Genomic DNA, 11,976 nt, shown 5'->3' on the forward strand with positions numbered 1-11,976 from the left:
ATCACCGCGGGCGCTTGCGATTCAGTCCGTCGGGGAACTCCCCTGAGACCACATTTCGTCCCGTGCGTGACGGGTGCCCTCTGGCGTGCCCGCGTTGCCAGCGAGTTGGCGGAACTACCAACAGGGGAGGGTTAAGGACTTCGGATTCTCACGGCGCGCGTGCCACCGACTCACGTGGTGAGGCGGCCGAAAAGGACGGTATCGAGGGGGCGCTCGATGCGGCTCAGCCTTCCATCCCGCCGAACGACAGGCCACCTTCGATGTAGCGCTGTGCGAACAGGTAGATGAGCATAATCGGCGCGGCGAACGTGAGTGCGAACGCCGAGAACCGGGCCCACGGGATGGAGTACCGGCCGACGAGCGAGTACAGCCCGACGGGCAGGGTGTAGTTGTCCGTCGAGAGCAACGTCTGGGCGACGACGAACTCGGTCCACCCGGTGAGGAAGGTGAAGATGAACACCGTCGCCAGCCCCGCCTTCGACAGCGGGAGGATGATTTCCGTGACGATTTTCCACGACGGCGCGCCGTCAATCATCGCGGCCTCCTCGTAGGAGACGGGAATCCCGTCCATGTACGTCTTCAGGAGCCACGTGTTGAACGGGACCGCGGTGGCGGCGTAGTACGCCGACAGCGCGAGTTTGCTGTCGTTGAAGCCGAACTGGACGAACAGGGCGTACAGCGCGATGAGGAGCGCGACGCCCAGCCCGCCGCCGATTTGGGTGAACAGCACGTAGCCGTACAGCACCTTCGAGCGGCCGATGAACTGCCGGCGCGACAGCGCGTACGCGCTGGGGACGATGAGACACATCGCGAGCAGCACCGTCGGAATCGCCACGGTGAGGCTGTTCGCGAAGAACCGCTTGAACTCGGAGGTCTCCGTGACCCCGTACTGCGACACGTCGAGGAACGTCAGTTCGGGCGTCTGCAAGAACACCTCGTAGCCGCCGAGGCCGAGGCTGATGCGGTAGCTCGGGACGATGAGGTCGCCGATGACCCACAGGAACGGCTCGATGGTCGGGTCGGCCGGCCACAGGCGAATCCCGCTCGACGAGTACAGCGACGCGCCGGTGCCCGAGAAGGCCCCGACGGCGACCCAGTACAGCGGGAACAACAGGAGCGCGACGACGACCGCGGCACCGAGGGTGATGCCGGCGGTCTTCAGCACCGTCGCGGGGCTGACGCGCCCCTCGCGGATGCCTTCGAGGGTGTACTTGGCGTCCTTGACCGACTCGACGGGAGCCATCGCGGCGGTCCGCGCGTCGGCGGCGAGTTCGGCCGCGATGTCGGAGATGACGCTCATGCGTCGTCCACCCCGTCGGCGAGCTGTCCTTTCTTGACGTTTAGCATCATGAAGACGCCGATGACGGCCACGGCGACCAGCATGATGGCCGCACCCTCACCGTACTTCTGGAAGCGGAACGCCTCGCGGTAGCCGTAGACGATGAGCAGTTCGTTCGTCCGCGACGGCCCGCCCTGATTGAACACGTACGGGATGAGGAACTGCTGGAACGACGCCGCGGCCGTGAGAATCGAGGCGAACAGCACGGGGCGCTTGATAGAGGGAAGCGTCACGTGCAGGAAGCGGGCGAAAAAGCCCGCGCCGTCTATCATCGCCGCCTCGTGGAGCTCCTCGGAGACGTCCTGCAAGGCGCTCACGGTGATGATGACCATGAACGGGTACGCCAGCCACGCCTCGGTGACGTTGTAGGCGAGGAAGGCCATCCAGCGCTCGGAGAGCCAGGCGATGGAGTCGAGGCCGGCCATCTGGAGGAACTGGTTGGCGAGGCCGAACTCGGCCGAACTGAAGATGCCGCGCCAGATGGTGATGGTGAAGATGCCCGGGAGGCCGAGCGGGATGATGATGAGCGCGCGCATGAACCGCTTGCCGCGGACGCGCTCGCCCGTCACCACGAGCCCGAGGCCGAGGCCGACGAGCACCTTGAGCGCGACCGACGTGGCGACGAACAGCCACGTCACGCCCATCGAGTTCCAGAACTGGCCGTCCGAGAGGACCGTCACGTAGTTGGCGAGGCCGACCCACTGCTCTTTGCCCTGGAACAGCGTGGCCGGCTCCGCGTTGGTGAACGAGAGATACACCAGGTACAGGACGGGAAACAGCATGAACGCGAGGAAGACGAACAGCCCCGGCAGTACCAACAGCAAGGGTAGGTCGTCCTTGCTCACCACCGGGCTGTCCGCGACGCGCTCGACGGCGCTGTCGACGACGCTCATCGTCCTTACTCCCAGTTAGACCGGATGTTTTCTTCGGCCTTCGTGAACGCGGATTCGAGCTCCGCGTCGCCGTTTTTCACGCTGTTGAAGGCGTCTTCGAGCGGCCCCCACACGTCGCCCATGTTCGGGTGCGTCGGGATGGGGGTGCCGAGCGAGACGGACTCCGAGAAGCCCTGGACGGCCTCGGGGAGGTCGCTGCTCGAAGCGAGTTCCTTGTGGACCGGGATGTAGCCGAACTCCTCGGCGTTCGCCGAGAGCACGTCGGTGTTCGTGGTGTACCACTCGGCGAACGCGCGGGACGCGGCCGCCGTCGCCTCGTCGCCCTCCAGCGTCGAGGTGAAGTAGAGCTGCTTGACCGTCGTGTACGGCTCGGGCTCGGCGTCGCCCTCGGGGGAGGGAAGCCGGGCGATGCCGGCGTCGATGTCGTTGGAGCGAACGTCGCCGAGGAACCACGGCCCGTTGATGGCGAAGGGCGCGTTGCCCTCGAGGAAGACGGCCGCCTGCGGGTCGTAGCCCGTGTCTTTCGGCTGGTACGGGACGAAGTTGTCGAGGATGAACTGGAACCCTTCGAGGGTCGCCTCGTTCGACAGGCCGAGTTCGACGTTCGACTCGTCGAAGTAGTAGCCGCCGAAGGCGTGCGCCCACGCGCTCATGAAGTAGGCGTCCAGCGGGTAGCTGAGGCCGTACATCCCGTTTTCGGGGTCGTGGTACTCCTCCATGATGGCCGTCATGTCGGCGATGGTCTCGGGCGCTTCGTCCACCAGCTCCTTGTTGTAGATGAGGCCGACGGTCTCCGCCGCGTAGGGGAGCGCGACGGTCGCGCCGTCGAACTGGACCGCCTCCTGTGCGGGTCGGGTGTAGACCGAGAGGTCAACGTCCAACTGGTCGCTCTGGTCCGAGAGGAAGCCGTTCTGGTAGTACTCGCCGGTCCAGTCGTGGGCCCAGTCGAACATGCCCGCGCCCTGTCCGGCCGGGATGGCGGAGGTCGTCTTCTTCCGGAGGTCGGCGATTTCGGCGGGCTTCGCCGTGTGGGCCGTCTCCGAGGTGAACGTCTCGGCGTTGGATTCGAGCGCCTTCTTCTCGGCTTCCGCGCGCTGGTGCCAGAGCGTGAACGCCCCGCTCGGCCCCGCGGACTCGGTCTCCGCTCCGGCGGTGGTCTCCTCGCTACCGTCGTCGCCCTCCGCACCGCTCTGTTCGGACGTCTGCGTCGAATCGGTCTCCGACACGCCCACGCAGCCCGCGAGTGCGCCGACGGCCGTCGTGCCTGCCAGTTGCTTCAGGATTGTGCGGCGGTTCATTGGCATAACGAATCTATGATGAACTATGTGTTCATATATTTAATAGTTCGGAATGACGCCCGCATTCGCGGCGAAAATCGCCAATGAAACGGGAATCGTGAATTCGCGGAAACGACGATAGAGAGGTTCTAAACGGTACTATCGGGTCTTTGAAATTCAATACGAACTATTGCATCACAAATTCAGAAAATAGGAAAACGATTATGGACGATGGGAACAGACGGGGAGTAATGGCACGTCTCACGCTCGAAGCGCTTCGCAAGGAGTACGACCGGGGTCGCGTCGTCGCCGTCGAGGACCTCTCGCTCGACGTCGAGGACGGCGAGTTCATCACCGTCGTCGGCCCCTCTGGCTGCGGGAAGTCGACGACGCTCCGCATGGTCGCGGGGCTCGAATCGCCCTCCGGCGGCACGATTCGAATCGGCGGCGAGGACGTCACGGACCAGCACGCCCGCAAGCGCGACGTGGCGATGGTGTTCCAGAACTACGCGCTGTACCCGCACAAGACCGTCATGCAGAACATGGCGTTCGGCCTGCGGATGAGCACCGACCTCTCGAAGGACGAGCGCCGCGAGCGCGTCCGCGAGACGGCGGCCATGATGGGCATCGAGGACCTCCTCGACGACAAGCCCGACGAGCTTTCCGGCGGGCAGAAACAGCGCGTCGCGCTCGGCCGCGCCATCGTCCGCGAACCCGACGTGTTCCTGTTCGACGAGCCGCTTTCGAACCTCGACGCGAAGCTCCGCACCACGATGCGGACCGAGATTCAGCGCCTCCAGAACGAACTCGGAATCACCTCGCTGTACGTCACGCACGACCAGGAGGAGGCGATGACGATGGGCGACAAAATCGTCATCCTCAACGACGGGAAACTCCAGCAGGTCGGCCGCCCGAAGGACGTGTACGAGAACCCCGCCAACGAGTTCGTCGGCGGCTTCGTCGGCTCTCCCTCGATGAACTTCCTCGACGTGTCGGTCGAACGCGAGGGCGACCGCCTCGTCCTCGCCGGCGACGGTCCCTTCTCGTACCGCCTGTCCGAACCGTTCTCGGCGACGCTCCGCGAGGCGACGGACGCGACCGACCTCCGCGTCGGCGTCCGCCCGGAGGACGTGGTGACTGCCTCCTCCGGCGAGAACGTCGTCGATTCGACCGTCGGCGTCGTCGAGCCCATCGGCTCGGACAACTACCTCCACCTCGACGTCGGCCCCGATTTCATCGCCCGCGTCGACTCGGACGTCGAACCCGAGACGGGCGAGACGGTCGGCGTCACCTTCGACGAGTCGGACCTCCACGTCTTCCACCCGCGGACCGGCGAGTCGCTCCTCTCCCGCGAATCGAAGCGGCGGGCGGCCCCGACGCAGCAGGCGTGAAGAAGTAGTTCGCTGTTTTCTCGCGGTCCCTCGTTGTTCGACAGCCGCGTCGCCGTCGACTTACTCCCCGTCGAAGGCGCCGTCGGCGTCGAGCGTCGCCAGCGTCGCCAGCCGAAGCGCGTGCGGCCAGCCGAGCGGCGTCGCGCTGTCGGGCGTGCCGTCGTCGAAGAACTGCTCCGCGAGGTAGCCCTCGTCGGTACAGAGCGGGCCGTCGGGGAGGACGAGGTCGAGGAGCGCACGACCCTCGTCGGCGAACGTCCCCGCCCGGTCGTCGTCGTGGGCGGCCAGCAGGGCGGCGAGTTCGACGCCGGCGTTCGCGCCCCACGCGGTCGAGACGGTCCAAACCTTCTCCGAGGACTGCTCGCGCATCCGCCAGTCGTCGCCCTCGAAGCGGACCAGCCCCTTCACCTCGCTGTCGTCGGGGTCGTGCCAGAGGCCGTCGAAGACGGACTCGACGTGGTGGACGAGTCGGTCCAGCCGGTCGTCGTCGACGGCTTCGAGTCGGTCGTAGGTCCGGTGGGCCGACGCGAGCGCGAGCGCGGCGGAGTCGTAGCGGTCGTCGAGTTCGCCGTCGGCGACGCGGAGGGCGTAACAGCCGCGGCCCTCGCTCCAGAGGCGGTCGATGCCCTCGTACACCTCGCGGGCGCGCGACGCGGCGCGGTCGGTCAGCGCCGAATCGAGGTCGGACAGCGCGAGCGCGGCGTAGGCTTCGAGGAACGTCGCGGCGGTGTGACTGAACCGGCCGGTCATGTTCTCCCACGCGTTCTGGCAGTCGACGGGGAGGCCGTCGTCGTCGAGGGTGTCGTCGAGGCTGTCGAGGGCGCGCGAGAGCGTCTCCTCGATGTCGGTGCGGAGGCCGTCGTCGGCACAGCGGTCGTGGTAGGCCGCGAGGAAGGCGATGACGCTCCCCGTCTGGTCGGCCTGATAGTCGGCGTCGTCGCCGGATTCGAGGCGGGCGTTCGCCCACCCGGGCGCGAGCGACCCGTCGAAGGGCCAGACGCGGTGGGGCCACGAGCCGTCCTCGCGCTGGGTGCGGCAGTAGGCGCGGGCGCTGCGCTCGTGCCACGCGTCGAGGCCGAGGTCGAGTCGCTCGTCGGACTCGAAGAGGAATTTCGAGATTTCGGCGTCGTCGCGGAACCACGTGTAGCCGTAGCCGCCGGAGTAGGCGTAGTAGGGGTCGAAGTCGGGGCCGGCGATGCGGAGGCCGAGCGCCCCCGAAAGCAGCGAGAGCACGCGGATGTCGTCGCGCATTGCGGCCGATTCGCGGTGGTCGGGCACCGCGCCTTCGACTTCCGTCGCGGCGCGCTCGCGGAGGTCGTCGAGGTCGCGGGCGACGAGGTCGCGGACGCGGTCCAGCGCGTCCTCGCGACCAGTCTCGGTGTCGTCGGTGAGCAGGTGGCCGACCGCGGCCGCGCCCGATTCGAACGGGACCGTGCCGACGACCGCGCCGCTCAGTTGCCCCTCCTCGTAGCAGTCGTCGGTGCGGGGTCGCGGCAGTTCGACCTCGCCCTCCGAGAGCAGTTCGTCGAAGCCCTCGGGCACGCGCCCCTCGACGTGCTCGAAGGCCGGCGACGACGCGAGGAAGTCGTGTTCCTCGGCGTGGTACGCTTCCACCGCGTCGCCGTGGGTCAGTTGTCCGACGAGCGTGTCGCGGCCGTCCGGCTGGAAGTGGACGAAGGCGACGAGTTCCACGTCGGCGTCGGTCTCGAACCGGCCGACGTGGCCGTCGTCGATTGCGAGGTCGTACTGCGTCACGTCGCCGTGGGGCGTCTCGTGGTCGGTGACGACGAGCGCGCCGTCGCCCGCGTACGACTGGCTCGCGCCCTCGTCGAACCAGTGGACGCCGGCGTCGTCGCCGACGGGGCGGACGCCGAACCGGGAGCGCTCGACGCCCCAGAGCCCGGACAGCGGGTAGCCGAAGTCGCGGAGCGAGCCGTCGGTCTCGACGTGGACCAACCGGTCGCCGAGACCCGAAAACAGGCCGCTGGTCGTCCGTCGCTCGCCCGGGAACCGCGTCGGGTGGTCTGCGTGCCGCTTGTAGTCGGCCAGCGCGTCGCGTAGTTGCATTGCTGAGTCGTGGGACCCCCGCAGATAATAATCTTGGTGTAATGTTCCTTCACACTTTCATACGGTTTCGAAACGATAACGACCCCCCTCACCCGAGGTGGGGTATGCATCACCCCGGTCCGCCGCGAGTCACGACGGTCGGCCGCCCCGTCGAACTCGCCCCGAGAGCCCCCGAACGAGACGCAACGTACCGGTGGCGCGTCCTCGACGCGCCCGCGGAGAGCGCCGCGACGGTCGGCTCGGGCCCGGTCGTCCACCTCGCACCCGACGTTCCCGGCACGTACCACCTCGAACTCGACGCGCCCGACGGCCGCCACGAACAGACCGTTCGCGCCTTCCCCGACGACCGCCGCCCGGCGACGATGGCGGTCCCCGCGGCCGCCCTCGAACCCGCGTCGCCCGACGAGGTCGCCGTCATCGGCCCGTTCAACGACCGCCTCGTCGGCCGCGACCGGCCGCGCCGCGCCGGGGACGACTACGTCCTCGACGTGGACCTCCCGCCGGGCACGCACCCGTTCGGGTTCGCCCCGCACGACGACCTCGCGGAACAGGTCCGCGGTGACGTCGAAGTCCCCGGACCGGGCCGCCCGCGGGTTCGACTCGACGGGCGAGTCGGGCAGGAGAACAGTGACGACCTCCTCGTCGTCGCGGACGCGGAGACCGCGCCCGACGCCGAGGAAGCGACGCTCGCCGTCGAGTTCCTGTTCGACGGCCGCGACGCGCTCGACCCGAGTGACTGCGAGGTCCGCGACGACCGCCTGCGCGTCCCGGTCGACACGCTCCGCGGGGTCGACTCGTCGGAGCCGGTTCGGGTCCACGCCGTCGCGGTCCAAACGACGGCCGAGTCGGGCGAGTCGGGCGAACCGTACGTCCGGCACTCGGTTCTCGACACGCTGGTCGTGGACCCCGGCGTCGTCACCGACGAATCCGGTTCCGGCCTCTCCGTCTCGCGGCCCGCGGACGCGCCCGAGTGGGCGCACCACGCGACCGTCTACGAGGTGTTCGTCCGGTCGTTCGCCGGCGAGACGCCCGACCCGACGTTCGACGAACTCGCCCGGCGGGTTCCCTACCTCGAATCGCTCGGCGTGGACTGCCTGTGGCTCACGCCGATACTGGAGAGCCACACGACCCACGGCTACCACGTCACCGACTACTTCGACACCGCGTCGGACCTCGGTTCGCGCGAGGACTTCGAGGCGCTCGTCGAGCGATGTCACGACGCCGGCATCCGCGTCGTCTTCGACCTCGTCATCAACCACACGTCGCGGGACCACCCGGCCTTCCAGTTCCATTCGACCGGCGTCCCCGGCTACGAGGACCACTACGTCCGCGTTCCCGAGCGCGAGGACTCCTCCGACATCGACTGGGGCGGCCCCGGCGCGGCGGAGCACTACTTCAACTGGACGCGCATTCCGAACCTCAACTACGACTCGCCGGCGGTCCGGTCGTGGATGCTCGACGTGGTCACCGAGTGGGCGGCGGTCGTCGACGGCTTCCGCTGCGACGTGGCGTGGGGCGTCCCCCACGGCTTCTGGAAGGAGGTCCGCGAGCGGGTGAAAGCCGACGACCCCGACTTCCTGCTCCTCGACGAGACCATCCCGCGGGACCCCGCGTACCACGAAACCGAGTTCGACGCCCACTACGACACGACGCTGTACGGGGCGCTCCGAGCCATCGGCGCGGGCGAGAGACCGGCGACGGCCCTCCTCGACGCCGTCGCCGACGCCCGCTGGCACGGCTTCCCCGACGACGCCGTGCAACTTCGCTACATCGAGAACCACGACAAGGAGCGCTACCGGAGCGCAGTCGGAGATGACGCGCTTCGGGCGGCCGCGGCCGCGACGTTCACGCTCCCCGGCGCGCCGATGATATACTACGGGCAGGAGACCGGCGTCGCGGACCGGCGCGGGACGATGCGCTGGTACGACGCCGACACCGACCTCGTGGATTTCCACCGGCGGCTCTCCCGCCTCCGCGACGCGCACGAGGCGCTCCGCGCCGGCGACGTCGAACCCGTCTCTGCCAGCGTTGCCCCCGCCGGAGACGATGGTGTCGAGGCCGACCGCGTGGTCGCGTTCGCCCGCGACGACGGCACCGACCGGCTCGTCGTCGTCCTGAACTTCGACGGGGAGCCGACGACCGTCGAACTCGGCGCGGAGACGGCCGAGACCGACCTGCTGACGGGCGAGCGAGTCGGCGCGAGCGGCGCGGCCGCGGGCGATGGGGGCGTCCGCGTCACCGTCGCCGACGCGGTCGTGCTCCGCGCCGTCGGTGATTCGAGCCATTAAGTATCATGGTCGATGACAGTCCGACCATGGACGACCGGGAACTCGCCGACCTCCTGGAGCAGTTCGGGCTCTCAGAGAAGGTCGTCGACACGTATCTGACTCTGCTCGAACTCGGGGAGGCGAAGGCGAGCCAGATCGCCGACGCGGCGGGCGTCTCCAAGCGCTACGTTTACAGCGTGAGCAAGGAACTGGAATCGCGCGGCTTCGTGGAGGTCAACGACCACGTCGTGCCGACGACGATTCGGCCCTTGCCGCCGATGGAGGTCATCGAATCGCTCTCCGAGAGCGTCGAATCCATGCGCCCCGCGCTGGAGGAGCGCTACACGGCCACCGCCCGGGACCAAGAGCGCTTCGAGGTCATCAAGTCCCGCGTGACGGTGCTCAAGCGCATCGGAGAACTCGTCGGCCGCGCCGAGTCCGAAATCACGCTGTCGCTCCCCTACGACGTGCTCGACGAGGTCGAAGACGAACTCCGGGCGGCCCGCGAGCGCGGCGTCCTCGTCTCGCTCGTCGTCAGCGGCGTCGAACCGCACGACGACCTCGCGCTCGACGGCGTGGCCTCGCTGGTGCGCGTCTGGCACGAACTCATGCCCACGATGCTCACCGTCGATTCGCGAACGGGCCTCATCTCCCCCGGCGAGATGGTCGCCCGGTCGAACTCCGAGTCGCAGGCCATCGTCTTCGCACAGCCACACCTCGGTCCGGTCATCGTCGGCTCCTTCTTCGGGAACTACTGGCCGATGGCCGCCGAGGCGTACACGACCGACCCCGACCCGCTCCCGGCGATGTACCACAACTTCCGCCACGCCGTCCTGCAAGCCGCCCTCTGCGAGCGCGCGGGCATCGACCTCGACGTGACCGTCAGCGGGCGGATGGTCCACACCGACGGCCCGACCGAACTTCACGGCCGCGTGGTGGACATCCGGCAGGGCCTCCTCGAACCCGCGAACAACTCCTTCCCGGTCGAGAACGCCTTCGTCGTCGAGACGGACGAGGGGACGTACAGCATCGGTGGCCAAGGCGCGTTCGTCGAGGACTTCGAGGCCGACGCGGTCGAGTTCACGGCGGCCGAGTAGGCGAGCGCGTCGTGCAGTTCCTTTTCGGCAGTTCGGCTGGTCTTTCTGACGCCCGTCTCACCGAGCGACGCCTCGCCGGTCAGCGTCCGTGTTTTCTCGAAAACGACATTTCGTATCGCGCAATTTGGTTTATCGGCGTCGAAACCGAGTCACGACCGGGTCGCTCGGAGACACACGAACAGCGAGAGAAAGCGGAGGGGTCTCGACGGCTCAGACGGCGAACTCGTCGACGCTCTCGAACTCGTTTCCGGCGATAGCGTCGGACAGCGCGTCGATGTCAACCTCGTCGGGCATCTCGCCGGGGTACTTGCGGCGGAAGTAGCCGACGATGTTCTTCGCGTCGCGCGCGAGGAGTTCGCGGGCGTTGTCGTGGTCGGTCGGGACGGCCTGCGGCCAGTCGAACACCGTGACGCCGCGCTCGCCGACCGCGACGTTGTACTCCGACATGTCGGCGTGGACGTAGCCGGCCGCGTAGGCGTCGGCCATCTCGGAGAGAATCAAATCGAGGACGCCCGTCACCTGCTCGGATTCGAGCTTCGCCTTGGCGAGTTCGACGCCGTCGAGCTTCGCCATGATGATTGCGTGGCGGTTGTGGTCGACTGGGCGCGGCACCGACACCTCCGGAAAGAGGGTTTCGAGCGCCTCGTACTCGCGTTCGGCCGCCTTGCGCGCGGTGTAGAGCCACGAGACGTGGTGGTTCTCGGAGGTGTAGTCGCGCTCGCGGCGCACCTCGCGGAAGTTGGTGTACCCCTCGCGGTGGAACTTCAGCGCGAGCGGCTTGAACGACTGCACCTCGAACACGTCGCTTTCCTTGCCGACGCCGAGGGGCGCGCCGAACCCCTGGATGGTGTCTCGCTGGGCGAACGTCCGGAGGGCGAGCGCGTCGTACCCCTCGACGGTGAGCTTGTACCCCTCGTACTGGATGGTCTTGCGCTCGACGAGCTCGCGGGTCATACAGCGGTCGATGCGGTAGTCGACCTCCTCGGCGGTCAGCCCCGAGTTCTTCGGCAACTTCTCCCGGTTGACCCACTCGCTGAAGCGCATGCCCTGCTCGACGCCCGAGAGGAGGTAGAAGTCCTCGGGCTCGAGTTCGGCCATGACGCCGGCGACGTTCCGTACCATGCACGTCCGTCCGTCGGCGAGGCGTAAAAGGCCCGCGAGTCGGCGTATCTCGCCCGCGATAAATCTTATATGACGATACGAAATCCGTGATGTGACGACTCACACCGTTTCGGCGGGGGAGTCTGGAAGATAGGTACCTCGCCGCAGGGCTACGGGAGAGGTGCGACGCATCGAGGATGTATCGTGCATCTCTTCGAGAGTTAATCACCAACCACAGCGTCGAGAGTGGCGAATGTCATCCCAGCAGTAATGCCGTACAAAAGTCCTCTGGAGAGGGGCTGATTCAATACGAATGAGTAGATTAGCCCTCCTACAACCCCGGATGCGACTAAGTACATAACAAACGCTGTCGGGCGTGAATCAACCCGCGAACCAGTACTGTCGCTTGACTCCGGGTCCCCCATGTGACAACCGTTCCATACTTGACAATAACGGATAAAACCTCGTTGACCGACTTGCACATCCGCTGAGCGGCTGATTCAAGCAGTGAAATCGAGCAATAACTCTCGTGTCAGCCGTCTTC

Annotated in this window: 8 protein-coding genes; 3 read left to right on the forward strand and 5 right to left on the reverse strand. The window is 67.2% G+C overall.

Going from position 1 to position 11,976, the window contains the following annotated elements:
• Positions 1-223: 223 nt before the first annotated feature.
• Genes DEQ67_RS02915 through DEQ67_RS02925 form a run of 3 tightly spaced genes read right to left on the reverse strand, consistent with a single transcriptional unit; the run spans position 224 to position 3,530 of the window.
• On the reverse strand, positions 224-1,300 hold the full coding sequence (locus DEQ67_RS02915; protein WP_004044371.1) for a sugar ABC transporter permease: 1,077 nt from the start codon (positions 1,298-1,300) through the stop codon (positions 224-226).
• The gene (locus tag DEQ67_RS02920) at positions 1,297-2,232 is read right to left on the reverse strand and encodes a carbohydrate ABC transporter permease (protein ID WP_115860410.1); all 936 of its coding nucleotides are present in this window, start codon (positions 2,230-2,232) and stop codon (positions 1,297-1,299) included. The genes DEQ67_RS02915 and DEQ67_RS02920 overlap by 4 nt, the downstream gene beginning before the upstream one ends.
• A gap of 5 nt (positions 2,233-2,237) precedes the next feature.
• Positions 2,238-3,530, reverse strand: a complete 1,293-nt coding sequence (locus tag DEQ67_RS02925; protein WP_115802185.1) for a substrate-binding domain-containing protein — start codon at positions 3,528-3,530, stop codon at positions 2,238-2,240.
• A 230-nt stretch (positions 3,531-3,760) separates the two neighbouring features.
• Here DEQ67_RS02925 and DEQ67_RS02930 point away from each other — a divergent pair, with 230 nt between their 5' ends.
• The gene (locus DEQ67_RS02930) at positions 3,761-4,900 is read left to right on the forward strand and encodes an ABC transporter ATP-binding protein (RefSeq protein ID WP_115802186.1); all 1,140 of its coding nucleotides are present in this window, start codon (positions 3,761-3,763) and stop codon (positions 4,898-4,900) included.
• Positions 4,901-4,960: 60 nt separating this feature from the next.
• Here DEQ67_RS02930 and DEQ67_RS02935 read toward each other — a convergent pair whose 3' ends face one another.
• Positions 4,961-6,967, reverse strand: a complete 2,007-nt coding sequence (locus DEQ67_RS02935; protein WP_115860408.1) for a glucan 1,4-alpha-glucosidase — start codon at positions 6,965-6,967, stop codon at positions 4,961-4,963.
• A 104-nt stretch (positions 6,968-7,071) separates the two neighbouring features.
• On the opposite strand from DEQ67_RS02935, the gene DEQ67_RS02940 reads away from it, so the two are divergent.
• Together DEQ67_RS02940 and DEQ67_RS02945 are read left to right on the forward strand one after the other, a co-directional pair.
• Complete coding sequence (locus DEQ67_RS02940; protein WP_115860406.1) at positions 7,072-9,255, forward strand: alpha-amylase family glycosyl hydrolase; 2,184 nt, start codon at positions 7,072-7,074, stop codon at positions 9,253-9,255.
• Between the two features lie 5 nt (positions 9,256-9,260).
• Positions 9,261-10,331, forward strand: coding sequence for a TrmB family transcriptional regulator (locus DEQ67_RS02945; RefSeq protein WP_004044365.1), 1,071 nt, complete (start codon positions 9,261-9,263; stop codon positions 10,329-10,331).
• A 210-nt stretch (positions 10,332-10,541) separates the two neighbouring features.
• Here DEQ67_RS02945 and DEQ67_RS02950 read toward each other — a convergent pair whose 3' ends face one another.
• A complete protein-coding gene (locus DEQ67_RS02950; RefSeq protein ID WP_006600682.1) occupies positions 10,542-11,453 on the reverse strand; it encodes a serine/threonine-protein kinase RIO2 in 912 nt (303 codons plus the stop codon).
• Positions 11,454-11,976: the final 523 nt, after the last annotated feature.

Source organism: Haloferax sp. Atlit-48N (genome assembly GCF_003383015.2).
Lineage (GTDB): Archaea > Halobacteriota > Halobacteria > Halobacteriales > Haloferacaceae > Haloferax > Haloferax volcanii.

Bases quoted from the DNA above. Each gene is read 5' to 3' on its own strand.
- DEQ67_RS02915 (WP_004044371.1), bottom strand. From the start codon at position 1,300: ATGAGCGTCATCTCCGACATCGCGGCCGAACTCGCCGCCGACGCGCGG.
- DEQ67_RS02920 (WP_115860410.1), bottom strand. From the start codon at position 2,232: ATGAGCGTCGTCGACAGCGCCGTCGAGCGCGTCGCGGACAGCCCGGTG.
- DEQ67_RS02925 (WP_115802185.1), bottom strand. From the start codon at position 3,530: ATGAACCGCCGCACAATCCTGAAGCAACTGGCAGGCACGACGGCCGTC.
- DEQ67_RS02930 (WP_115802186.1), top strand. From the start codon at position 3,761: ATGGCACGTCTCACGCTCGAAGCGCTTCGCAAGGAGTACGACCGGGGT.
- DEQ67_RS02935 (WP_115860408.1), bottom strand. From the start codon at position 6,967: ATGCAACTACGCGACGCGCTGGCCGACTACAAGCGGCACGCAGACCAC.
- DEQ67_RS02940 (WP_115860406.1), top strand. From the start codon at position 7,072: ATGCATCACCCCGGTCCGCCGCGAGTCACGACGGTCGGCCGCCCCGTC.
- DEQ67_RS02945 (WP_004044365.1), top strand. From the start codon at position 9,261: ATGGTCGATGACAGTCCGACCATGGACGACCGGGAACTCGCCGACCTC.
- DEQ67_RS02950 (WP_006600682.1), bottom strand. From the start codon at position 11,453: ATGGTACGGAACGTCGCCGGCGTCATGGCCGAACTCGAGCCCGAGGAC.